The sequence below is a fragment of the Salipiger abyssi genome (assembly GCF_017311415.1).
In the GTDB taxonomy this organism is placed as follows: domain Bacteria; phylum Pseudomonadota; class Alphaproteobacteria; order Rhodobacterales; family Rhodobacteraceae; genus Salipiger; species Salipiger abyssi_A.
Genome location: NZ_JAEKIS010000026.1, coordinates 1 through 22,444 on the forward strand (window position 1 = coordinate 1; position 22,444 = coordinate 22,444).

General features: G+C 66.0%; 24 protein-coding genes, 1 tRNA gene and 1 pseudogene. 11 read left to right on the forward strand and 15 right to left on the reverse strand.

Annotation, left to right across the window (positions count from 1 at the left end; genetic code table 11):
• Positions 1–282 precede the first annotated feature (282 nt).
• The 5 genes from I6N89_RS22445 to I6N89_RS22465 all read right to left on the reverse strand — a co-directional run bounded on the left by I6N89_RS22445 (position 283) and on the right by I6N89_RS22465 (position 5,586).
• A complete protein-coding gene (locus tag I6N89_RS22445) occupies positions 283–1,038 on the reverse strand; it encodes an ABC transporter ATP-binding protein (RefSeq protein WP_207020594.1) in 756 nt (251 codons plus the stop codon).
• Positions 1,039–1,121: 83 nt separating this feature from the next.
• Entirely contained in the window at positions 1,122–1,877 is a 756-nt protein-coding gene (locus tag I6N89_RS22450) for an ABC transporter ATP-binding protein (RefSeq protein ID WP_076695683.1), read from the reverse strand.
• A 12-nt stretch (positions 1,878–1,889) separates the two neighbouring features.
• A complete protein-coding gene (locus I6N89_RS22455) occupies positions 1,890–3,092 on the reverse strand; it encodes a branched-chain amino acid ABC transporter permease (RefSeq protein ID WP_207020595.1) in 1,203 nt (400 codons plus the stop codon).
• A gap of 4 nt (positions 3,093–3,096) precedes the next feature.
• Positions 3,097–4,128: a branched-chain amino acid ABC transporter permease gene (locus I6N89_RS22460; RefSeq protein WP_207020596.1), complete on the reverse strand. Its 1,032-nt coding sequence runs from the start codon at positions 4,126–4,128 to the stop codon at positions 3,097–3,099.
• A 111-nt stretch (positions 4,129–4,239) separates the two neighbouring features.
• Positions 4,240–5,586 carry a substrate-binding protein gene (locus I6N89_RS22465; protein ID WP_207020597.1) on the reverse strand — a complete coding sequence of 449 codons (1,347 nt, stop codon included), beginning with the start codon at positions 5,584–5,586 and terminating at the stop codon, positions 4,240–4,242.
• A 220-nt stretch (positions 5,587–5,806) separates the two neighbouring features.
• On the opposite strand from I6N89_RS22465, the gene I6N89_RS22470 reads away from it, so the two are divergent.
• The 5 genes from I6N89_RS22470 to I6N89_RS22490 all read left to right on the forward strand — a co-directional run bounded on the left by I6N89_RS22470 (position 5,807) and on the right by I6N89_RS22490 (position 11,808).
• Positions 5,807–7,108: a helix-turn-helix domain-containing protein gene (locus I6N89_RS22470; RefSeq protein ID WP_207020598.1), complete on the forward strand. Its 1,302-nt coding sequence runs from the start codon at positions 5,807–5,809 to the stop codon at positions 7,106–7,108.
• A gap of 101 nt (positions 7,109–7,209) precedes the next feature.
• Entirely contained in the window at positions 7,210–7,584 is a 375-nt protein-coding gene (locus tag I6N89_RS22475; protein ID WP_207020599.1) for a response regulator transcription factor, read from the forward strand.
• Positions 7,581–7,874 carry a hypothetical protein gene (locus I6N89_RS22480; RefSeq protein ID WP_207020600.1) on the forward strand — a complete coding sequence of 98 codons (294 nt, stop codon included), beginning with the start codon at positions 7,581–7,583 and terminating at the stop codon, positions 7,872–7,874. The genes I6N89_RS22475 and I6N89_RS22480 overlap by 4 nt, the downstream gene beginning before the upstream one ends.
• Entirely contained in the window at positions 7,871–10,552 is a 2,682-nt protein-coding gene (locus I6N89_RS22485; RefSeq protein WP_207020601.1) for an ATP-binding protein, read from the forward strand. Before I6N89_RS22480 ends, I6N89_RS22485 begins: the two co-directional genes overlap by 4 nt.
• 98 nt (positions 10,553–10,650) lie before the next feature.
• Positions 10,651–11,808 carry a FliM/FliN family flagellar motor switch protein gene (locus I6N89_RS22490; RefSeq protein WP_207020602.1) on the forward strand — a complete coding sequence of 386 codons (1,158 nt, stop codon included), beginning with the start codon at positions 10,651–10,653 and terminating at the stop codon, positions 11,806–11,808.
• Positions 11,809–11,811: 3 nt separating this feature from the next.
• Here I6N89_RS22490 and I6N89_RS22495 read toward each other — a convergent pair whose 3' ends face one another.
• The 4 genes from I6N89_RS22495 to I6N89_RS22510 all read right to left on the reverse strand — a co-directional run bounded on the left by I6N89_RS22495 (position 11,812) and on the right by I6N89_RS22510 (position 14,052).
• The gene (locus I6N89_RS22495) at positions 11,812–12,243 is read right to left on the reverse strand and encodes a TIGR01244 family sulfur transferase (protein WP_207020603.1); all 432 of its coding nucleotides are present in this window, start codon (positions 12,241–12,243) and stop codon (positions 11,812–11,814) included.
• Between the two features lie 10 nt (positions 12,244–12,253).
• Positions 12,254–12,691, reverse strand: a complete 438-nt coding sequence (locus I6N89_RS22500; protein WP_207020604.1) for a DUF6691 family protein — start codon at positions 12,689–12,691, stop codon at positions 12,254–12,256.
• Between the two features lies 1 nt (position 12,692).
• The gene (locus tag I6N89_RS22505; protein ID WP_076695661.1) at positions 12,693–13,118 is read right to left on the reverse strand and encodes a YeeE/YedE family protein; all 426 of its coding nucleotides are present in this window, start codon (positions 13,116–13,118) and stop codon (positions 12,693–12,695) included.
• A 70-nt stretch (positions 13,119–13,188) separates the two neighbouring features.
• Positions 13,189–14,052: an MBL fold metallo-hydrolase gene (locus I6N89_RS22510; RefSeq protein ID WP_207020641.1), complete on the reverse strand. Its 864-nt coding sequence runs from the start codon at positions 14,050–14,052 to the stop codon at positions 13,189–13,191.
• 143 nt (positions 14,053–14,195) lie between these two features.
• Here I6N89_RS22510 and I6N89_RS22515 point away from each other — a divergent pair, with 143 nt between their 5' ends.
• From I6N89_RS22515 to I6N89_RS22525, 3 genes are all read left to right on the forward strand, one after another.
• Positions 14,196–14,522 carry a TraR/DksA family transcriptional regulator gene (locus I6N89_RS22515; protein WP_207020605.1) on the forward strand — a complete coding sequence of 109 codons (327 nt, stop codon included), beginning with the start codon at positions 14,196–14,198 and terminating at the stop codon, positions 14,520–14,522.
• Positions 14,523–14,571: 49 nt separating this feature from the next.
• A complete protein-coding gene (locus I6N89_RS22520) occupies positions 14,572–14,796 on the forward strand; it encodes a hypothetical protein (protein WP_207020606.1) in 225 nt (74 codons plus the stop codon).
• Between the two features lie 124 nt (positions 14,797–14,920).
• Entirely contained in the window at positions 14,921–16,918 is a 1,998-nt protein-coding gene (locus I6N89_RS22525; protein ID WP_207020607.1) for an enoyl-CoA hydratase-related protein, read from the forward strand.
• A 15-nt stretch (positions 16,919–16,933) separates the two neighbouring features.
• On the opposite strand, the gene I6N89_RS22530 is transcribed toward I6N89_RS22525, so the two are convergent.
• On the reverse strand, positions 16,934–17,149 hold the full coding sequence (locus I6N89_RS22530) for a hypothetical protein (RefSeq protein WP_076695538.1): 216 nt from the start codon (positions 17,147–17,149) through the stop codon (positions 16,934–16,936).
• A gap of 127 nt (positions 17,150–17,276) precedes the next feature.
• On the opposite strand from I6N89_RS22530, the gene I6N89_RS22535 reads away from it, so the two are divergent.
• On the forward strand, positions 17,277–17,537 hold the full coding sequence (locus I6N89_RS22535; protein ID WP_207020608.1) for a DUF2312 domain-containing protein: 261 nt from the start codon (positions 17,277–17,279) through the stop codon (positions 17,535–17,537).
• Between the two features lie 69 nt (positions 17,538–17,606).
• Here the strand turns inward: I6N89_RS22535 and I6N89_RS22540 are convergent, their stop codons facing one another.
• Positions 17,607–18,488, reverse strand: a complete 882-nt coding sequence (locus tag I6N89_RS22540; protein WP_207020609.1) for a hypothetical protein — start codon at positions 18,486–18,488, stop codon at positions 17,607–17,609.
• Positions 18,489–18,571: 83 nt separating this feature from the next.
• On the opposite strand from I6N89_RS22540, the gene I6N89_RS22545 reads away from it, so the two are divergent.
• Both I6N89_RS22545 and I6N89_RS22550 read left to right on the forward strand, forming a co-directional pair.
• Positions 18,572–20,230 (forward strand): ABC transporter permease, encoded by a 1,659-nt coding sequence (locus I6N89_RS22545; protein ID WP_207020610.1) that lies wholly within the window; start codon positions 18,572–18,574, stop codon positions 20,228–20,230.
• A gap of 49 nt (positions 20,231–20,279) precedes the next feature.
• Positions 20,280–20,355 (forward strand) — tRNA-Thr (locus tag I6N89_RS22550).
• A gap of 74 nt (positions 20,356–20,429) precedes the next feature.
• Here I6N89_RS22550 and I6N89_RS22555 read toward each other — a convergent pair.
• The 4 genes and pseudogenes from I6N89_RS22555 to I6N89_RS25855 all read right to left on the reverse strand — a co-directional run.
• Positions 20,430–21,539, reverse strand: a complete 1,110-nt coding sequence (locus I6N89_RS22555) for a tyrosine-type recombinase/integrase (RefSeq protein WP_207020611.1) — start codon at positions 21,537–21,539, stop codon at positions 20,430–20,432.
• On the reverse strand, positions 21,536–21,724 hold the full coding sequence (locus I6N89_RS22560) for a hypothetical protein (RefSeq protein WP_207020612.1): 189 nt from the start codon (positions 21,722–21,724) through the stop codon (positions 21,536–21,538). Before I6N89_RS22560 ends, I6N89_RS22555 begins: the two co-directional genes overlap by 4 nt.
• 54 nt (positions 21,725–21,778) lie before the next feature.
• Entirely contained in the window at positions 21,779–22,111 is a 333-nt protein-coding gene (locus I6N89_RS22565) for a hypothetical protein (protein WP_207020613.1), read from the reverse strand.
• Positions 22,112–22,268: 157 nt separating this feature from the next.
• Positions 22,269–22,427: pseudogene (locus tag I6N89_RS25855) on the reverse strand (ClpX C4-type zinc finger protein); the annotation flags it as partial.
• Positions 22,428–22,444 lie beyond the last annotated feature (17 nt).

The following is a 22,444-nucleotide window of genomic DNA, read 5'->3' on the forward strand; positions in this document are numbered from 1 at the left end:
CGCCTGATCGGCCCAGAACCCGTCCGGATCGCTCAGCGACCGCGCATACATCTCGTCATACGCCGCAGCGTCGACATGCGCTCCGGAAACAAAATCGGAAGACGGCGGGTAGGTGTCGGACATCGGTGGGTTCCTCCTCCACGAAATTCAATGCCCAAGGGAAGCGCGGCGGGCAGGGGATGGCAATAGGCATTTGGTGCAATGTTTCAGCAACCCGCGCATAAATTTTGCACATATTGCACGGTGCCACGGAGGCGGGGCACCCCCGCGGCGCGCGCGCTATCAGATCGCCAGATATTCCGCCCGCAGGCTTTCGTTCTCCAGTACCTCGGCGGCGGTTCCATCGAACACGATGGAGCCGGTATCGAGGATGATCGCCCGGTCCGCCAGTTGCAGCGCGCGCACCGCGTTCTGCTCGACCAGGATCGTGGTCATGCCCTGCGCCTTGATATGGCGCAGCGTCTTTTCGATCTCGTCCACGATCACCGGCGCCAGCCCCTCATAGGGCTCGTCGAGCAGCAGCACCTTGATGTCGCGTGCCAGCGCCCGGGCGATAGCCAGCATCTGCTGCTCGCCGCCCGAAAGCGTCACGCCCTCCTGCCGGCGGCGTTCGCCCAGACGGGGGAAGAGTTCGTAAAGACGTTCGATCGACCAGCCCACCGGCGGCGCGATCTGCGCCAGTTGCAGGTTCTCCTCGACCGTGAGGCCGGGGATGATGCGCCGGTCCTCGGGCACCAGACCCAGCCCGTGCGCCGCCGCCTCATGCGAGGCCATCTTGTGCAGCGGCTGGTGATCGAGCCAGATCTCGCCCTTCTGCACCTGCGGCGAGCCGAGCCGCGCGATGGAGCGCAGGGTGGTGGTCTTGCCGGCGCCGTTGCGACCGAGCAGCGCGACGATCTCGCCCTCGTGCACGTTGAAGGAAATGCCCTGCACGATATAGCTCTCGCCATAATAGGAATGCATGTCCCAGACGGAGAGGAAGGCCGGCGCGGTCTCGGCCATATTGGCGTTCTTGGAAAAATCCGGTCTGACGTTCATTTCTGTGATCCTCCCGTCCCGGACCTGATCCGGGACCTCATGCGTGGAGGCCCCGGACCAGGTCCGGGGCGTGTTGCGCGGGCTCAGGCGTGTTCGCCGAGATAGGCTTCCTGCACCTTGGGGTGGCCCTTGATATTGGCGGGGATGTCCTCGACCAGCGGCGTGCCCTGGGCCAGCACGGTGATCCGGTCGGCGAGCGAGAACACCACATGCATGTCATGCTCGATGATGCACATGGTGATGTCGCGCTTTTCCTTGATCTCCTTCAGCAGGTCGATGGTGTTGTTGGTGTCGGCGCGGGCCATGCCGGCGGTGGGCTCGTCGAGCAGCAGCAGGCGCGGCTCCTGCACCAGGCACATCGCCATCTCCAGCCGCCGCTTGTCGCCGCGCGACATGGAGGCGGAATGCATGTTGCGCTTCTCCAGCATGTTCACATCCGAGAGCATCGCCTCCGCCCGTTCGCGCAACGTGGCCTCGTTCTCGACCGACTCGATGGCATGCAGGCGGAAGACCCCGTCCCGCTTGGCGAAGAGCGGGATCATCATGTTCTCCATCACCGTCAGATCGCCGAAGATCTCCGGCGTCTGGAACACCCGCGAAATCCCCATCTGGTTGATCTCGAAGGGTTTGCGCCCCAGCACCGACTGCCCGTCGAACATCACCGACCCGGTGTCTGGGATCAGCTTGCCGACCAGGCAGTTGAGCAGAGTCGACTTGCCCGCGCCGTTGGGGCCGATGATGGCGTGCACCGTGTTCTCCTGCACGGAGAGGTTCACCTCGCTCAGCGCTTTCAGCCCGCCGAAGCGCTTGTTCACGTCCTTGACGTCGAGAATGCCCATAATCGCGTCTCCTTACTCGGCGGGGGTGGTGCTGGCGGATTTGGCGTCGTCCTTGGCCGGCTTGCGGCGCAGGCGGCGGGCGATGCGCTGGCCGCCCTCCACCAGCCCGCCGGGCAGGAAGATCACGATCAGCATGAACAGCAGGCCCAGCGTCAGGTGCCAGCCCTTGCCGACGAAGGGGTGGATCAGCGCGACCACCAGATCCTCGAGCCCGTCGGGCAGGAAGGAGACCCAGCCATGCACCACCTGGTCGTTGATCTTGGAGAAGATGTTCTCGAAATACTTGATGAAGCCCGCGCCCAGCACCGGGCCGATCAGCGTGCCCGCGCCGCCGAGAATGGTCATCAGCACCACCTCGCCTGACGCCGTCCACTGCATACGCTCGGCACCCGCCAGCGGATCCATGCAGGCCAGCAGCCCGCCGGCGAGCCCGGCATACATGCCCGAGATCACGAAGGCCGCCAGCGTATAGGGGCGCGCATTGAGGCCGGTGTAGTAAAGCCGGTTCTGGTTCGACTTGATCGCGCGCAGCATCATGCCGAAGGGCGAGCGGAAGATGCGGATCGCCACGTAGAAGGAGATCAGCATGATGATCGCGGCAAGGTAGTAGCCCACGGAGAACTGGAACTCCCAGGGGCCGAGCACCAGCGTCTCGAAGCTGCGCATCTCCATCCCGAAGAGGTTGGTCACCGGGATACCGCCATCGGCGGTGGCCGAGACGCCGAGCACGCGCGGATCGTCCAGCGTGATCTGGAGCCCGGTCTCGCCATTGGTGATGGGGGTCAGCACCGAATAGGCGAGGTTGTAGCTCATCTGTGCAAAGGCCAGCGTCAGGATCGAGAAATAGATCCCCGAGCGGCGCAGGCTGACATAGCCGATCACCACCGCGAAGAGGCCCGCCACGATCATCGACAGCAGGATCGCCGGGATCACGTTCATGCTCAGCAGCTTGAACATCCAGACCGCTGCATAGGAGCCGACGCCGAGAAACGCCGCGTGGCCGAAGCTGAGATAGCCGGTGAGGCCGAACAGGATGTTGAAGCCGATCGCGAGGATCCCGAAGATCACGAAACGCTGCATCAGGTCGGGGTAGCCGGCGTTGAACTGCGCCAGCCCGCTATCGGTGGGGAAGGGGTTCAGGATGAAGGGTGCGAACAGCGCCAGCACCGCGACGATCAGGAACAGGGTGAAGTCTTTCTTGCCGAGTCCGAACACAGGCTTAGTCCTCCATCACGCCCTTGCGGCCCATGAGGCCCCGCGGGCGGGTCAGCAGAATGATGATGGCGACGAGATAGATGATGATCTGGTCGATCCCGGGCAGGATCTGCTTGATCTCGTTCATCGAGGCGAAGCTTTCGAGGATTCCCAGAAGGAAGCCGGCAGCGACGGCGCCCGGAAGCGAGCCCATGCCGCCGACCACCACAACCACGAAACTCAGCACCAGGAAATCCATGCCCATGTGGTAGTTGGGCGAGTTGATCGGCGCATACATCACGCCGGCGAGCCCGGCCACGGCGGCGGCCAGCCCGAACATGATGGTGAAGCGTCGGTCGATATTGATGCCTAGCAGGCCCACGGTCTCGCGGTCGGCCATGCCGGCGCGCACCACCATGCCGAAGGTGGTGAATTGCAGGAAGGCGAACACCCCGCCGATGATCAGCGCCGCGAAGGCGAAATAGACCAGCCGCCAATAGGGGTAGATGATGGCGTTGGGGTCAAATCCCAGCAGCACGCCGAAATCGAACGAGCCGGTGAAGGCGTCGGGCGCGGGCGTCGGGATCGGGTTGGCGCCGAAGATCTGCTTGATGATCTCCTGCAACACGATGGCCAGGCCGAAGGTCACCAGGATCTGGTCCGCATGCGGGCGGCGGTAGAAATGCTTGATCAGCCCGCGCTCCATGATCACGCCGACGGCGATCATCACCGGGATCGAGAACAGGATCGCCAGCGGCACCGACCAGTCGATGATGGCGGCACCGGTCACCTCGCCGAAGAGATCGTGCATATAGGGCACATCGACCTTCAGCGGGTTGCCGAGGAAATCGGTGCGGGTCTCGTCCACCACCTGATGCGACAGCGTCAGCAGGCGGTTCAGCGTCACCGCGCAGAAGGCGCCGATCATGAAAAGCGCACCATGGGCGAAGTTCACCACGCCCAGCGTGCCGAATATGAGGGTAAGCCCCAGCGCGATCAGCGCATAGGCCGAGCCCTTGTCGAGCCCGTTCAGGATTTGAAGGGTGATTGCGTCCATGTCCCGGCCTTCAAGGTCAAAGGGAGAGGGTGCGTTCCCGGCTCGGGGCCGGGAACGCTGGGGATACGACCTAAAAAACCAACAGGTGCGGCCGTATAAAATGCGGGGGTGTCAGGCGCCGGGGTTACAGGCGCCGAGCGAACCGCCCGCGAACATCGGATGATCCGGCGCGTATTCCACCTGGGCGCGCGGCGTGACCTCGACCACTTCGAGCAGGTCGAATTCCGAGGTGGGGTTTTCCTTCCCTTTCACCACGAGCACATCCTTGAAGCACTGGTGATCCTCGGCGCGGTAAAGCGTCGGGCCGTTGCCGAGCCCGTCGAATTCGAACCCGGCAAGGGCCTCGCCCACGGCGCAGGGATCGAAGGAGCCCGCGCGCTGAACCGCATCCGCATAGAGCAGCGTCTGCACATAGCAGGTGTGCGCGGCCTGACTCGGCGGGAAGCCGTATTTGGTGCCGAAGCTCTGCACGAAGGCCTTGGAGCCCGCATCCTGAAGCGACCAGTGCCAGTTGGTGGAGCCGAAGATGCCCTTGACGTTCTCGCCGGCGCCGCGCGCCATCAGGCGCGAGTAGAGCGGCACGACGATCTCGAAATTCTTGCCGTTCACCTGCTTTTCGCGCAGGCCGAACTGCACCGCGTTGGTGAGCGAGTTCACCATGTTGCCGCCGTAGTGGTTCAGCACCAGCACATCGGCACCCGAATTCAGCACCGGCGCGATATAGGACGAGAAATCGGTCTGGGCGAGCGGGGTCTTGACCGCGTTCACGGTCTCCCAGCCGAGAGCCTCGGTGGCGGCCTTGATCGATTCTTCCTGCGTCCAGCCCCAGGTGTAATCGGCGGTCAGGTGATAGGCCTTGCGGTCATCGCCATACATCTTGGCCAGCACTGGCGCCAGCGCGGCGCCCGACATGTAGGCGTTGAAGAAGTGGCGGAAACCGTTGGCCTTCTTGTCCTTGCCGGTGGTGTCGTTGGAGTGTGTGAGACCGGCCATGAAGATCACGCCGGCCTCCTGGCAGAGCCCCTGCACGGCGATGGCGACGCCGGAGGACGAGCCGCCGGTGATCATGATCGCGCCGTCCTTTTCGATCATCGACTTGGCGGAGGCGCGGGCGGCATCGGATTTGGTCTGGGTGTCGCCGGTCACATACTCGACCTTCTTGCCCATGATCCCGGTGCCGTCGAGCGCCTTGGAGCTGAAGGTGTTCAGCATGCCACCATCGCCGCCGCCGTTCAGATGCTCCACCGCCAGCTCATAGGCGCGCAGCTCGTCGGCGCCCTCATCGGCATAGGGGCCGGTCTGTGGCACGTTGAACCCGAGCGTCACCGAGCCGCCGGTGGGGGCGTTGGTGAAGGCGCGGGCCGACGAGGCGGTAAAGATCGTCGGCAGCGCGACGCCGGCGCCGGCCACGGCACCCGTTCTCAGCACGCCACGGCGAGTCAGAGTCGTCTTGGACATGAAATCCTCCCATTTTGTAAGCTGCGCGGGAGGGCTCCTCTTCCCCCCGGCGCGAACACGTAACAGTGCAAAGCCAGTATCGGCGAGTGAATGAAAACCACGCAACAATTGCTTTTTGGTAAACAATTTTTTTGTCAACGAATGAACGGTATACTACAGTTTTCTGTAAACTGATTTATGTGGCGCCGCAGAAAGGCGTTGAAAGGACAGGAAAAGCGTCATGGCCCGCGACACGCTCACCGGCTCGCGCATCCGCGAAAGGCGGATCATCCTGGGCATGAAGCAGGCGGAACTGGCGCGGCGGTCGGAAATTTCGGCCTCATATCTTAATCTCATCGAGCACAACCGGCGCAGAATCGGCGGAAAGCTGCTGCTCGATATCGCCGAGATTCTCGGTGTCGAACCCTCCATGTTGACCGAAGGCGCCGAGGCCGCGCTGATCGCGGCGCTGCGCGAGGCGGCGCTGCATGCGCAAAGCAGCGGGGCGGAGCTTGATCGGCTCGACGAATTCGCCGGGCGCTTTCCCGGCTGGGCGCGGCTCCTGGCCGACAGCCGCGCGCGGATCGAGACGCTGGAGCGCTCGGTGGAGGCGCTGACCGACCGGCTGGCGCATGACCCGCATCTGGCCGACGCGCTGCACGAGATGCTCTCGACCGTGACCGCCATCCGCTCTGCCGCCTCGATCCTCGCCGAGCCGGGCGAGATCGACCCGGACTGGCAGCGCCGCTTTCACCGCAACATCTACGAGGACAGCGCAAGGCTTGCCGAGAGCAGCCGCAGCCTGGCCTCCTATCTGGAGGCCGAGGGCAAGGCCGCCGCCGAGAGCGGTACGCCGCAGGAGGAGGTCGAGGCGCTGTTCGAGGCGGCGGATTACCATATCGCGCCGCTCGACGCCGGCGGCCTGCCGGGAGAGGTCGCGCAGGAGCTGGGGGCGGCGCTCTCGCCCACCGCCCGGGCGCTGCTGCGTCGCGCCTTCGAACGCTACGCCGCCGATGCCGCAGCGCTTCCGCTGCCGCAGGTGCTGGAGGCTGTGGTGGTCACCGGCACCGACCCGCTGGCCTTGGCGCGGCGCTTCGGCACCGACCCGGCCCGCGCCATGCGGCGGCTGGCGACGCTGCCGCCGAGCGCGCCCTGCGGCCAGGTCGGGCTGGCGATCTGCGATGCCTCGGGGGTGTTTACCTTCCGCAAGCCGCTGCCGGATTTCCCGATCCCGCGCTTCGGCGCCGACTGCCCGCTCTGGCCGCTCTTTGCCGCGCTCTCCCGTCCGATGTCGGTGCTGAGCCGGGTGCTGCATTCGGCAGGCCGGCAAAGCGGCGCGGTCACCGCCATCGCCTTTGCCCAGCCGGCGGGTCCGCCCGAGATCAACCGCGAGCCGGTCTTCGAGGCACATATGATGATCGCGCCCGCGCGGGCGCGCACGGAGGAGCGGCCCGAAGAGGTCGGGGTGACCTGCCGGATCTGCCCGCGCGCGCCCTGTCCGGCACGTCGCGAGCCCTCGCTGCTGGGCGAGCCGGGCTTTTGATCTTTTGACACCCGCCGTCACATTGGCGATAAGTTTTTTACAGGGGAGGAAAACCACGGTTCTCCGGGCCGCACGGTCCGGGGCCGGGGCAAGGGGGCGTGATGTTGAAACGAGTGATGCTGATCGAGGATGAGCCGAACATCATCGAGGCGATCAGTTTCATCCTGTCGCGCGAGGGGCTGGCGGTGGACACCCATTCCGACGGCACCACCGCCAATGACAGGTTGCGGGCCTGCCGGCCCGATCTGCTGATCCTCGATGTGATGCTTCCGGGCAAGAGCGGCTATGACATCCTGCGCGAACTGCGCGAGGACGCGGATACCGCCGAACTGCCGGTGCTGATGCTCACCGCGCGCGGCCAGTCGCGCGACCGCGAAATGGCCGAGCGCGCGGGCGTGTCGGCCTTCATGACCAAACCCTTCTCGAATGCCGAGATGCTGGCGACGGTGCGCACGCTGGTCGCCGGAGGCGTATGAGCGAGGCCGGGCCTCCGCGCCGGGGCAAGCCCCCGGTCTTTCTGGAGCGGCAATCCTATCGCCGCCGCCGGGTGATCGACGCGGCACGGGTGCTGCCCTTTATCGGCATGCTGCTCTGGCTGGTGCCGCTGCTCTGGGCCGAGGAGGGCGCGGCGGCGGTGCGCTCCTCCAGCGCCATCCTCTATCTCTTCGGGGTCTGGGCGCTGCTGGTGCTGGGCGCGGTGGTGCTGTCCTCGCGGCTGGCGGCGCAGGGGCGCTATGGCGCTGAGACCGGCGGCGAGGGCGGATGACGATGCTCAACACGCTGGTCGCCGTGTGCAGCGCCTATGCGCTCTTTCTTTTCGCCGTGGCATTCGCCGCCGAGCGCGCGGCGCTGCGCGGCCAGGCGACATGGCTGCGCTCGCCCATGGTCTACACGCTTTCGTTGTCGATCTACTGCACCGCATGGACCTTTTACGGCGCGGTGGGCTCGGCTGTGCGCTCCGGGTTCGAATACCTGACGATCTATCTCGGCCCGTCGCTGGTGCTGGTCGGCTGGTGGTGGATCCTGCGCAAGCTGGTGCGCATCGGGCGCAGCCAGCGCATCACCTCGGTGGCCGACCTGATCTCGTCGCGCTACGGCAAGTCCAACCTGCTGGCGGTAGGCGTGACGATCCTCGCCGTGGTCGGCACCACGCCCTATATCGCGCTGCAACTGCAATCGGTGACGCTGAGCTTCGAGGTGTTCGGGGTCGGAGATCTCGCCACCGGCGAGGAAAAAGGCCACACCGCGCTCTGGGTCGCGGCGGGGCTGGCGCTCTTCACGGTGATCTTTGGCACCCGCAATCTGGATGCGAACGAGCGTCATAACGGCGTGGTCATGGCCATTGCGCTGGAGGCCATCGTCAAGCTCGCGGCGCTGCTGGCGGTGGGGGTCTTTGTGGTCTGGGGCCTGTCGGGCGGGGTCTCGGGCGCGCTCGACAAGATCGACGCCTCGCCGCTGGGGCATTGGGAAATCGACGGCGGGCGCTGGGCGGGGCTGATGATGCTGTCGGCGGCCGCCTTCCTCTGCCTGCCGCGCATCTTCCAGGTGCTGGTGGTGGAGAACGACAACGAGACCCATCTGCGCACCGCGAGCTGGGCCTTTCCGCTCTATCTGGGGCTGATGAGCCTGTTTGTCGTGCCCATCGCCGTGATCGGGCTGGAGATGCTGCCCGAGGGCTCGAACCCGGATCTCTTCGTGCTGACCGTGCCGCTGAGCCAGGGCCGCGACGGGCTGGCGGTGCTGTCCTTCCTCGGCGGGTTCAGCTCGGCCACCTCGATGGTGATCGTGGCGGCCATCGCGCTCTCGACCATGGTGTCGAACCATGTGGTGATGCCGCTCTGGCTGCGCTTTGCCGGGGGCGGCGCCAAGGTCTCGGGCGATGTGCGCCATGTGGTGCTGCTGGCGCGGCGGCTGTCGATCATCGGCGTGGTAATGCTGGGCTATCTCTATTACCGGCTCTCGGGTGGCGGCGCCGCGCTGGCCTCCATCGGGCTGGTGAGCTTTGCCGGCGTCGCGCAGGTGCTGCCGGCGATGCTCGGCGGGATCTTCTGGCGCGGCGCATCGCGGCTGGGCGCGCTGACCGGGCTGACGCTGGGGTTCGGCTGCTGGGGCTACACACTGTTCCTGCCGAGCTTCGGCCCCGGTGCGGTGCTGCCCGAGGCCTGGCTGCTCGACGGCGCGTTCGGCCTGCACTGGCTGCGCCCGCATGCGCTCTTTGGCATCGGGGGCATGGACCCGCTGCTGCATGCGGTGTTCTGGTCGCTGGCACTCAATACCGGCGGCTTCGTCCTCGCCTCGCTCGCCAGCTTTCCGCAGCCGCTGGAGCGCTTGCAGGGCGCGCAGTTCGTCAATGTCTTCGAGCATTCCACCGGCCCGCGCAGCTGGGCCGGGCGGGTGGCGCCGACCGAAGACCTCATGGTCATGGCGCAGCGCATCCTGGGCGCACGCGATGCCCGGCTGCTCTTCGAGCGCGAGGCGCAGCGCCAGGGGCTGCGCGGCGGGCTGCCGGCGCCGACACCGGATTTCCTCGAAACGCTGGAGCGCGAGCTGGCGGGCTCGGTCGGCGCGGCCACGGCGCATGCCATGGTCGGCCAGATCGTCGGCGGCGCTTCGGTCTCGGTCGAGGATCTGATGGCGGTGGCCGACGAGACCGCGCAGATGATGGAATATTCCGCCCGGCTGGAGGCGCAGAGCCAGGAGCTCGCCCGCACCGCCGCGCAGCTGCGCGAGGCCAATGCCAAGCTGACCCGGCTTTCGGTGCAGAAAGATGCCTTCCTGAGCCAGATCAGCCACGAGCTGCGCACGCCGATGACCTCGATCCGCGCGTTTTCCGAGATCCTGCGCGACACCACGGGTCTCAGCGCGCCGGAGCAGAGCAAATACGCCTCGATCATCCATGACGAGGCGATCCGCCTGACCCGGCTGCTCGACGATCTGCTGGATCTCTCTGTGCTGGAGAACGGGCAGGTGAACCTGAACCTGCGCGAGGGGCTGCTGTCGGAGGTGCTCGACCGGGCGGTCGCGGCGGCGGCGGCGGACGAGCACGGCGCGCGGCTGCGCATCGACCGCGACCCGGCGGCGGAGCGGATCTGGCTCAACACCGATCTCGACCGGCTGAGCCAGGTGTTCATCAACCTTGTGGCCAATGCCCGCAAATACTGCGACGCGGCGCAGCCGGCGTTGGATATCCGCGTGCGCACCGGCGAGGAGGTGGTGATCGACTTTATCGACAACGGCACCGGGATCTCTTCCGAGGCGCAGGATGTGATCTTTGAAAAATTCAGCCGGGTGAGCGACCAGAAGGCCGGCGGTGCCGGGCTGGGGCTGGCGATCTGCCGGCAGATCATGACGCGGCTGGGCGGCGAGATCGCCTATCTGCCGGGGCAGGGCGGCGGCGCCTTCCGCGTGATCCTGCCCGCCAATATCGCCATGGCGGCGCAGTAACCGGGGGCAGAGGGGAAATCCTGGCCCCTTAAAGCGCTTAGTAACCAAATCCCGCCATACAGGGTCGGGAGTCAGCCGGAGAACAGGCCAAGCAGGTGATGGGAGAAACCGTCAGACAGGATGACGTTCTGGGCCAGAAGGCCAGCGCCGCCCGCCGCGCATTCGAGGCGCGGGCGATGTCGCCGGCCAAGGCCCTGCGCCGGGCGCTGTCGCGTGCGGCGGACGTGCTGTGGGATCTGGCGCTGGTCACCCATGGCGTCGGGCAGGAGATGTCCGATCAGGACGGCGTGGTCGAGATGCTGCCTGCCAACACCCTGCTGCTGCTGCTCGACGGCCCCGAGGGCGCGCTTGGCCTCGCCATGATCGACCGCGAGGTGATGACCGGGCTGATCGAGGTGCAGACGCTGTTGCAGGTGACCCAGATGCCGGTCGAGGATCGCCCACTCACCCAGACCGACGCGGCCATGGTGGCGCCTCTCATCGACGCGACGATGGAGCGGCTGGCGCGCTATCTCGAAGGCCACCCGCTGCAACCGCAATTCGAGGGTTATCGCTACGGCGCGATGATCGAGGATGCCCGCGCCGCCGGGCTGCTGCTGGACGCGGCGGGCTATCGCAGCTTTCGCGTCTCGGTGGATCTGGCGCTGGGCCGCCGCCGCGGCGAGCTGCTGCTGGTGCTGCCCGACCGCCCGCATGTGGGCGAGGCGGCGCCCGATGCGGAGGGGGGCGACGATGCGCCCGGCCCGCATGAGCGCAAGATGAAGCTGCTGCCGGTGCAGATGGATGCGGTGCTCTGCCGTCTCAGCCTGCCGCTCGGCGCGGCGCAGCGGCTGAAGCCTGGCGATCTGATCCCGCTGCCGCCGGAGGCGCTCGACGGCGTGTCCTTTGTCGCGGGCTCCGGCGCGGCGGTGGCGGGCGGGCGTCTGGGGCAGATGAACGGCATGCGCGCGGTGCGGCTGGCCTGGCCCGAGGGCACGCCGCAGGGCACCGCCCCGCCGGTGATGGAAGAACATGACCCGGCGCCGGAACCGCGCGCGCCGCAATTGCCGATGGAGGAGGAGGAGCCCGCGCCCATGCCGGATCTCGAACCGGAGGAGATGGCCGGCGATCTGCCGGACCTGCCGCCGATGGAGTTCGACACGGGCGATTTCAGTTTCGATGCGGAACCGGCGGAAACCGGCGAGGACGAGGCGGAGGAGGGCGGCGCGTTCGATTTCGACTTCGCCGCCGCTCCGCTCGATATCGAGGAGTCCTGAGTCTCAGCCCTTCTGCGCGGCCAGCGCGTCGAGCGTCGGGCGCAGCCCGTCGAGCTGATAGCCCGCCTTGGTCGCCGCGCCGAGGATCGCGTCGGTTTCCATCTTGCCGGCCTGGCCCATGGCCCAGACGATGGAGCTGCGCGTGCCGGAGCGGCAATAGGCAAATACCGGCCCCTCCGCCGCGTCGATCAGCGCCGCCTGCTGCGCCACCTGGTCGAGCGTCAGCGTGTCGTTGGTCACCGGGATGTGGACAAACTCCATCCCGGCGGCGCGCACCGCCGATTCGAGCGCCGCCGCCTGATGCGAGGGCGGCACCTCGTCATCGGGACGGTTGCAGATTACAAGGGAAATGCCCGCCTCAGCGAGGGCGGGCACCTCTTCCACCGCGATTTGCGGGGAGACGAAATAGCCGGGGGTGAGTTCGATCAATGCCATGGCGGCAAGATCACTCGGCAGGCACCATTTTGTCCAGACGTGTCCGCAGGAAAGGTGCCAGCACCATGCCCGTCAGCATCGCGGCGACGAAAATATAGATCCCCGTACCGCCATAGCTGAGCGAAGCGATGGACGGACCCGGGCAGATCCCGGCGAGCCCCCAGCCGGCGCCGAACAGCACCGAGCCGATGATCAGCTTGCGGTCGATCCGGCTTGACGGCGGCGGCGGCAGCGGTGTGCCCAGCACCGAGGCGGTGCGTTTTTTTGCGATGGCCCAGGCGATGAACATCGGGATCATCGCGCCGCCCATGACGAAGGCCAGCGTCGGATCCCAGGCGCCGAACACGTCGAGCCAGCCCTGCACCTTGGCGGTGTCGGTCATGCCCGAGACAAACAGCCCCGCACCAAAGAACCCGCCGGCGATGAACGCGAAAATCAGTCGTTTCATGTCAGATCACCCCCAGGAGATGGCGGAAGATGACGACGCCGACGCCGCCCGCGAGGATGTAGCAGACCGTCGCCACGATGCCGCGCACCGAGAGCCGCGAGATGCCGCAGACCCCGTGCCCCGAGGTGCAGCCATTGGCGATGCGGGTGCCCACGCCCACCAGCAGACCGGCGGCGACCAGCACCGCGACATTGTCGGTGATATGCGGATCCACCTCGCGATAGACCGGGAAGAGCAGGATCGGCAGCAGCACGACCCCCGCCAGAAACACCAGCTTTTCCCATTTCGTATTGCCCGCCGAGCCGTCCACCAGCGAGCCGATGATGCCGGAGGCGCCCATGATCCGCCCGTTGAAAAGCAAATAAAAAGCCCCTCCGGTGCCGATCAGCAAGCCGCCGATCAGGCCCCAGATCCAATCCTGTTCCATTGTTCGCGCGTTCCCTTGGTCGTGTTTCGCGATCGCGCCCCCGGTTCGCGGCGGGGGCGCCATTGGGTGCTCAGAGCTTGTTCACCGGCACCTTGAGAAAGACGTCGCCCTGCTCGTCGGCGGGCGGCATCTGGCCCGCGCGCATGTTCACCTGCAACGACGGGATGATCAGTTTCGGCATCGCCAGCGTGGCGTCGCGGCTGTCGCGCATATGCACGAACTCGTCCTTGGATTTGCCGGCGCCGACATGGATGTTGGCAGCCTTCTGCTCGCCCACGGTGGTTTCCCAGGCGTATTCGTCGCGGCCCGGCGCCTTGTAGTCGTGGCCGACGAAGATGCGGGTTTCGTCCGGCAGGGCGAGGATCTTCTGGATCGAGTTGTAGAGCGTCTCCGACGAGCCGCCGGGGAAGTCGCAGCGCGCGGTGCCGAAATCGGGCATGAAGAGCGTATCGCCGACAAAGGCCGCGTCGCCGATCACATAGGTCAGGCAGGCCGGCGTATGGCCCGGCGTGTGCAGCACGTCGCCGCGCAGCTGGCCGATGTGAAAGCTGTCGCCCTCCTGAAAGAGCTGGTCGAACTGCGAGCCGTCGCGCTGGAACTCGGTGCCTTCGTTGAAGACCTTGCCGAAAGTGTCCTGCACGATCTTGATGCGGTCACCGATGCCGATCTTGCCGTCCACGGCCTCCTGGATATAGGGCGCGGCGCTCAGGTGATCGGCATGGACATGGCTTTCAAGCAGCCATTCGACCTTGTAGCCTTTCTCCCTGACAAAGGCGATGACCGCATCCGCTGAGCGGGTGTCTGTCCGGCCCGAGGAATAGTCGAAATCCAGCACGGAATCGATGATCGCGCAGGACGACCCTTCGGGATCGCGCACGACATAGGAAATCGTGTTGGTGGCGTCGTCGAAGAAGGCGGTGACTTCGGGTGACATCATGAGCGTATCCTCCAGTTTCGGAAGTCATATATTCAAAGGTGAATATGTAATCAAGGATTCGTTGAACTTGACCTGTGTCATGGCCGCGCCATGCTGAAAGCGGCATCTTTGCGAATGGTGTAGTGTGTCAGGACGGACCGATGCCATACGAAAAATACAAAGCCATGTTGCTGAAGAGGTTGGAGGAGTTGGGTGCACGTCTCGAGGGAATCGAGGATTCGCTTGAGGCGCCGCGGCCCAAGGACTGGGAGGAAAGCGCCGTCGAACGCGAGGGCGACGAGGTTCTGGAAAGCCTCGGCGCCAGCGGACAGACCGAGATCGCCCGCATCAAGGCGGCCTTGAACCGCATGGACGAGGGCGAATATGGCTACTGTCTGAACTGCGGCGACGCGATTTCGGAGGCGCGGCTCGACGTGCTGCCCGAGGCGCCGCTTTGCGCCGCCTGCGCCGGGGGACAGAAGAGATAGGCCGGGGTGGTCCCTGCCTGAGAGACGAGAAGAGAGGAGGAGTGAAGAAATGATCGAAGCCCTGAAAGCCCGGATCGCCGAGCTCGAGGCCGAAATCGGACACGCTACGGCCTCGGCCGATGCAACCGCCTACAAAGATCTTCTGGACGACCTGGAGCGCCATGTGGAAGAGCTTGAGGCGCGCGGCGGCAAGGCGCCGCAGAGCGCGCTGGCTCTGGTGCGCCCGGATGGCGACAGCGAGGTCGAAGATCAGTTCGACAATATGCCGATCTGAGGCAAGACCGCTTCAAACTTGCCATAATCGCAAGTTTCCCGTCTAATACCGCGAAATCGTGCGGAAAAGCGCGGCGACCAGAGGCGCCGGCCCGGTGATCGGGCCGGCTTGCGGGGGCAGGCGGATGACAGAGGCGCGGGACGCGGTCGAATATTCCTATCGGGACGGAATTGTCTGGCTCGGCGTGTCGGAGCCGCCGGCAAATGCTCTGACGCGTGCCGCGCGCGAGGCGCTGCTCGCGGCGCTTGAGCGTGCGCTTGCCGAGCCGGAGGCGCAGGCGGTGGTACTCCATGGGCGCGGCAAGAGCTTTCCCGTCGCTCTGGATGCCGATGACCTGCTGTCGCTGCATGAGGTTCCGTCGCTGGCGGAGCTCTGTGCACGGATCGAAACCGCGCCGATACCTGTGGTTGCGGCGATGCATGGTGCGGTGCTTGGCGGCGGTCTCGAACTGGCTCTTGCCGCGCATTACCGCATCGCGCACGCTTCGGCCCGCATCGGGCTGCCGGCGGTTCAGCTCGGTCTGCTGCCCGCCGCGGGCGGCACACAGCGGCTGCCCCGCATGCTCGGTGCCGGGGCGGCGCTCGACATCATGCTGAGCGGCGCGAGCTTCGCGGTGGATCGGGCGCCGGCGCGCGGGCTGGTCGATGCGGTGGCGGAGAGCGATCTGCTTGGGGCGACCACGGTTTTCGTCCGCAAGCTGCTGACCGACGGGAGAGGGCCGCGTCGCAGTTCCGAGATGCGTCAGGGTTTTGCCGACGCGATGGCATATCAACAGGAGGTGGCCCGCCGGCGCGAGGCGGTGGCGGCCCGGCCCGAGCTGGCCCCGCGTGAGATCGTGGCGGCGGTCGAGGCGGCGATGCTGCTGCCCTTCGAGGCCGGGCTCGCATTTGAGGCCGATGCGTTTGACGCCTGCCGGACCTCGGAACAGTCAAAGGCGCTGCGCGGGGCGCAGACGGCCGAGCGCCGAGCGCTGCGTTTCGGTCTGCCCGCCGGGACCGAGTTGCCGGATCTGCGGCGTGTCGCGGTGCTGGGCGGTGGCGGGCTGGCGGCACAGATCGTGTTTGCGGCTTTGAATGCCGGGCTGTCGGTGAACTGGGGCACCCGCGATCCGGCGCGTCTGCGCATCGGAGTGCCGCAGGTCAACGAGATGTTCCGTCAGAGCGTGGCGCGCGGGGCGATCAGCGATGAAATGGCCCAGGAGCGGATGGCGCGCCTGCGCGTGGGCGACAGTGCCGACATGACCGCCGACAGCGACATGATCCTGCACGCGGCGCGCGGTCAGGCCGATGTTCCGGCGCCGGACCATATCGTGCGCGCATCGGTCTTTACCGACCGGGTCGAGCGGCTGGGCCTGCGGTTCGCCTTGCCTGTGCATGGCATGCGGCTGGTGGAGGTGATCGCCGGTCCATCGGTGGGGCCGGAGCAGCTGGCGGCGGCGCTGTCGCTGGCGCGCGCCCTCGGCAAGCTGCCGGTCAAGGTGGTGTCCAGCGGCGACAGCCTGGCCTCGCGGCTCATGGGTGCGTGCCAGCGCGCGGCGGATGCGCTGGTCGATCTCGGCCAAGACCCCTACGAGATCGACCGGGCCCTGCGGGACTGGGGATGGCAGCGCCCGCCCTTCCAGCTGCGCGACCAGATCGGCCTCGACAAGCTGGCGCAGCGGGAGCGGGCCGAGGGCGCACACAACTGGTCGGCGCTGCTGCTCGGGCAGGGGCGTGGCGGACGGGCGCAGGGCAAGGGGGTCTATGAGTGGTCCGAGGGCGGGGCGCAGCCGGATCCCGGTCTGAGCGCGCTGCTCGAAGCGGAGCGTCCGCCGGCCAAACCGATGCCGCCCGATCTCATTCGCAAGCTGATCTTCGGTGCCATGGCCAATGAGGGCGCGCGCATGCTGGCTTCGGGCATGGCGGCGCGGCCCTCGGATATCGACATCGTGGCGGTCATGGCGCTCGATCTGCCGCGCTGGCGCGGCGGTCCGATGCATTTGGCGGGGGTGATGGGGCTGCTCTCCATGCGCCGCGCGATGGAAGCGCTCGACCATCCCGACCGCGCCTTCTGGAGGCCGCAGCCGGTTTTTGCCGATCTCATCAAGAACGGCCGGAGCTTCGACGATCTGAACGGGCGGTAACCGCCCGAACCGGGCTCAGCCCAGGAAGATCCCGATGATCACCATCATCAGGCCGAGCACCGACAGCATCAGCGCGCCCATGTTCAGCGGCACCGCCTTGCGCACCACCTCGCGCAGCGCCTCGTCCGACAGCCCCGCCCGGCGCGCGCGCCAGACCTTTGCGATGCTCCAGAAGAGACCGCCCAGTCCCAGCGCGGACACGGCCGCTCCCAGCCAGATCAGCCATTCCATCGGGTCCGTCCCCTCATCCCATGCAAACGCGGCTTCGCGTAATCCATCGCCGGTGCTGCCGCAACCCCTTGATGGGCGCGTACCGCTTGGGCTACTCAAAGCGCCAGATCGGCAGGAGACAAGAACGATGCAAGACGAAGGTTCGAGCAACAGCTACGGCGTTGCCGCAGGCGAGCTGCGCAGCTTTATAGAGCGCTTCGAGCGGCTGGAGATGGAAAAGAAGGAAATCGCCGACCAGCAGAAAGAGGTGATGGCCGAGGCCAAGGGGCGCGGCTATGACACCAAGGTCATGCGCAAGGTCATCGCCCTGCGCAAGCGCGACAAGGACGATATCGCCGAGGAAGAGGCGGTGCTGGAGATGTATAAGGCCGCGCTCGGCATGGAATGAGCGCCGGCCGGGCAGGGGCTTCGAACACCGGCGGGCCGGCATCCGGCCCGCATTCCCCCTTCCGGCGGCTCAGGGCGTGATCAGTGTGACGCCAGGCATCTGGCCGATCTCCAGCACATCCTCGTCGTAAAGCTCGGTCAGCATGTCGACATAGGCGCCGTCCCAGCCCGGCAGGTCGAGCTCTTCCTCGATCGCGTCGTCGAGCGCGTATTTCTCGAGAAACGCCATCATGACCCGGCGTTTCTGTATCTCGTTGACGCTGGGGTTTTCCTTCAGGAAGGCGCGGAACCGCCGCATGCCCTCGGGATTGATGATCTCGGAGAAGATGTCGAAGCTGCCGATGATCTTGCGGCTCATCTCGATCCCGGCCATGTCGCGCATGATCTGGCCCCAGATCAGTGGGGTGTCCTCGTTGCACCAAACGGTGATCGGCATCTCGGGCGCGGTGCGGCGCATGCGCCCGATCACCTCTGACCAGCGCAGATGCATCGGATCGGCGCCGTTCAGGAAAGCCTCGAAGGCCTGGTGCGGGGTCTTGCGGTACATGGCAGGCAGAAAGGTGGCGAAATCGCGCAGCCCGACAAAGAGCCCGATCTCGTCGCCCTCGAAAAGCCGCTGCAAGGCGGAGAGGCGCTGCTCCAGCTTGCGGTAGAGCCTGCCGCCGTCCAAAGCCAGTTTCGGCATCGAGAGCAGGTTTTCGTGGCTCAGGATCAGCCGCTCCACCTGATCGGGATCATCGTCGAGAATCGCATCGATCAGCACGTCGCGGGCGCCGTCCGAAGGGGAGGCGTCGCCCAGAGAGGCGACCGCCTCCGACAGCAGCCGACGGTAACGGCTGGGGCCGGGGATCGAAACGCCGTCCTTGCGGAAATCGCCGGCATTGCGCAACAGACCCTTCAGCAACCGGTCCTCATCGGTACAGTGAACGCCGAGATGAAGAATGATCTGCATTGCCTGCTCTTTTGGTTGGCCTGCGGCTGCACTATAAGAGCTTTCGCCGCGAGGAAAACCGCAATCGCCCGAAGGGACGCGAGATGAGCCTGGCAGACCACAGCCGCCGCAAACCCGATCTGCGCTTGCGCTGGCCGAATCCCTGGTCGGCGGGGGCGGCGCTGATCGCCGCGCTGGTGGTGGCTCCGATCCTCGCCGTGATCTGGATCGCGCTGTTTCCGGCGGAGAATATCTGGCCGCATCTCGTCTCCACCACGCTGCCGCGCTATCTGCGCAACACACTGGTGCTGATGTTCGGGGTCGGGCTGCTGGCAGGGGCCGTGGGCTCCGGTGCGGCCTGGCTGATTTCGCGCTACGAGTTCCCCGGGCGGCGCTGGCTGGAATGGCTGCTGCTGCTGCCGCTGGCGATCCCGGCCTATGTTGGCGCCTATGCGCTGGTGGATTTCCTCGAATATGCCGGCCCGGTGCAGACCGCGCTGCGGCGGCTCTTCGGCTGGCAGACCGCGCGGGATTACTGGTTCCCAGAGATCCGCTCCATGGGGGCGGCGATCATCGTGCTGGCGGCGGCGCTCTTTCCTTACGTCTACCTGCTGGCGCGCAACGCCTTCCGCGAACAGTCCGGCGCCTCGGAAGAGGTGGCGCAGTCGCTCGGCACCGGCGCGCTTGGGCGGTTCTGGCGTGTCGGCCTGCCTCTGGCACGCCCCGCCATCGCCGCCGGCATGGCCATCGTGATGATGGAATCGGTCAACGATTTCGGGACGGTGGATTATTTCGCCGTGCAGACGCTGACCACCGGCATCTTCTCGGTCTGGCTGCAAAGCAACAATGCCGGCGGCGCGGCGCAGATTGCCGCGACCGTGCTGTCGCTGGTCATCCTGCTGGTGCTGCTCGAGAAGCACTCGCGCCGCAAGATGCGGTTTTTCAATCTCTCGACCCGCCACCGCCCGGTCGCCCGCAAGGATTTGCCGGCGCGCACGGGCTGGCTGGCGACGCTGGCCTGTGCCTTTCCCTTCGCGCTGGGTTTCGTGCTGCCCGCCGGGGTCATCCTGAGCCACGCGCTGCGCAACGCGGCGAACTGGGCCGAGCCCGCGCTCTGGGAGGCGGGGCTGCACACGCTGATGGTCTGCGGCATCGCAGCGGTGCTAACGGTTCTGGGCGGAGTGTTTCTGGTCTATGGCGTGCGGCTTTCGGGGCGTCAGCTACCGCGGCTGCTGCTGCCGGTGACGACCATCGGCTATGCGGCGCCGGGCGCGGTGCTGGGCGTCGGCATCCTGATCCCGCTCGCGGGGCTCGACCACGCTCTGGCCGACACGGTCGAGGCGGTGACCGGCTACGATATCGGGCTGGTGCTGACCGGCTCGGCCTTTGCGCTGGTGCTGGCCTATTTCGTGCGATTCTTCGCCATCGCCCAGGGCGCGGCGGATGCGGCGATGGGCCGGGTCTCGCCCAATCTGGCGCTCGCCGCCCGCTCGCTCGGGCGCAATCAGGGCCAGACGCTGGCCGAGGTCTATTACCCGATGATCCGTGCCTCCATTGCCTCGGCGCTGCTGCTGGTCTTTGTCGACTGCGTCAAGGAGCTGCCCGCGACGCTGCTCCTGCGCCCGTTCAACTACGAGACGCTGGCGACGCGGGTGCATGAGCAGGCCTCGCTGGAAAATCTCGGCGACGCGGCGCCGGCGGCAATGCTGGTGATAGCGGTCGGGCTGACGGCGGTCGGGCTTCTGGCAAGGGCAAACCGCTAGATAGCGCTTGCGCATGGGGGCGCTGCTGTCATATCCCTTGCGCCACGGTGCCCCTATAGCTCAGCTGGTAGAGCAACTGATTTGTAATCAGTAGGTCCGCGGTTCGAGTCCGTGTGGGGGCACCAGGCCAAAATTTAGGCATTGATTTAATTGAGATTTTTGGGATTTGTGCCCCACGATCAAATGACCGTGGGGCACCTTACCCCCATTCGATGTCCGCAATGGTCGCCAACGCCTGCTCGGAAAGCATCCCTCGCTGCGCCTTCTGGGTGTAGATTCTGGTAGTCGATGGCTGGGTGTGGGCGAGCACCGCGCCGATCTGCTGATCATTCACGCCACCCTCGGCGAGCATTGTCGCCATGCCGAGCATTGTCGCCATGCCCTTCCTCACTCCATGAGAAGACCGCTCGGGCAGTCCCGCATCGTCGCACCAGCGGCGGACTCGTGTCCTCAGGGTCTCGACGTTCTTGAACGGCTTGCCGCGCTCCGAAAGCAAGTAGGCTGGGCCGATGACCGGCATTGCGCGGATTGTCCGCAGCAGCGGCGGCAGGATCGGCAAGGACACGGCGGCGCTGCCCTTCTTGCCTGGCTGCCACTCAAGCCGCACGATTCCGTTGCGCGTGACCTCGTGCTCTCGACCGAGGACGCACAGGTCGCCGATGCGCGCCCCGGTGAACATGGCTAGCGTGAGCCAGAGGAACGCCATGGAGCCGGGCCGGTGCGTCTCCGCAAACTGTCGCATGTCGTCAGCGGTCCAGGGCTTTGTTCCGCCCTTGCTCTTGTGGATCTTTCCCACGCCCTCGGCGGGGTTCGTCTCAGCCGCGCCTATCTCGATGGCGAATTTGTACATCGCCTTCGCCGCCTTCATCATGTTGTCAGCTTCGGCTGGGGTCGCGGCGCGGGCGTTCCTGACACGCACAAGGGCGTGCGTCGGAAGGTCCAGGTGCAGATCCCCGTAGCGGTCACCGTCGTCGTCCATCTCGTCGCAAAGGCGCGTGAGTAGGCTGCGGCGTTGCTTTAGCGTGGCGGGGCTTGCGTTGCTGCCATCGACCATGCGCGTCAGGTGGGCGAGGTACTTATCGCGCAGCCAATCCAAGCTTTCGCGCGGCGCCTGTATGGCGACTGGCGCCCCCTCCCATTTCTCGCCGACGCGGGCGGCGCGGTAGTGCTCTAGAAAGTCCGGGTGATCCGGGCCGACTGGAACGGTGATCTTTTTCGACTTCTTCCCCTTCATGCGGACGATATGCCGGATGTTGCCAGACGGCAGGGTCTCGGAATACCAGCCGGGGAAGGGGTTGGGAGGCGTCATTTTTCACCGTAGCGTTTCAGGGGCGTGACCTTGTTGCCCTGCTTTTCGTCTTGGGCATAGTCGAATTTCACCCCGTCCGGTCCGACAGCGACGATCCGAGCGCCTGGGTTCAGAGCCCTGACGGCTTCCAGAGCGTCAGCGATCTGGCGCGGGGTTGGCATGGATGGTGCGGCAGTTTTGGCCATCAGCTCTTCCTCCGGTGCTTCTGCTTCCATGCAGTGTGGCGGTTCGCGGGCATGTCAGGGTCTCCCATCGGTGGTGGGTGCGTGGCAGATGTAGAAGCGCAGCCGCCGCTTGCCGGTGACTTTGCTGCCCCTCGTGTAGACGGGCCGATGACGATAGCCGCCTCGCTGCCACGCGGTGAACGCTGGCCAGAACGGGTGCGTATCGCTGGTGGGCTGGCCGGGCATCGGTTCGAGGTCCGACTTTCGAAGCAACAGCGGGCCGAACATATCGGAATGCTCGAACCACCATTCTTTGCCGCCGAAGCGCAGCAGCAGCGGGCCACGGCCCCAGCAGTCGATATGAGCGCCGCCGATGTTCGCGGCGTGTTGTCCGAAGGCGGAAGGCATCACCTATCCTCCCCGAAAATTGCAGCAACTCCGAAGGCTGTACCGATGGCAAATTGCGGCCCGAACGACCACCAAGGTGCGCCGTCCACGAGGGCCAATAGGCTGGTCATGAGTAGTGCGCCCGAAGCGAAAGCGTACAGCATCAGTCGCTGCTTTCCGCTGCTGGCGAGCCTTCGTTGCAGATTTCAGCGCAAAGCGATACGCACTCGTTGCAGATGTAGGCAGATGGTCCGGCTATGATCTTCTTTACCTCAGTCTGAGGCTTGCCGCAGAATGAGCAGCGCAGGGGCCTGAGCTCTTCGAGCCTCTGTTTCAGATCGTCACGGTCTTTTT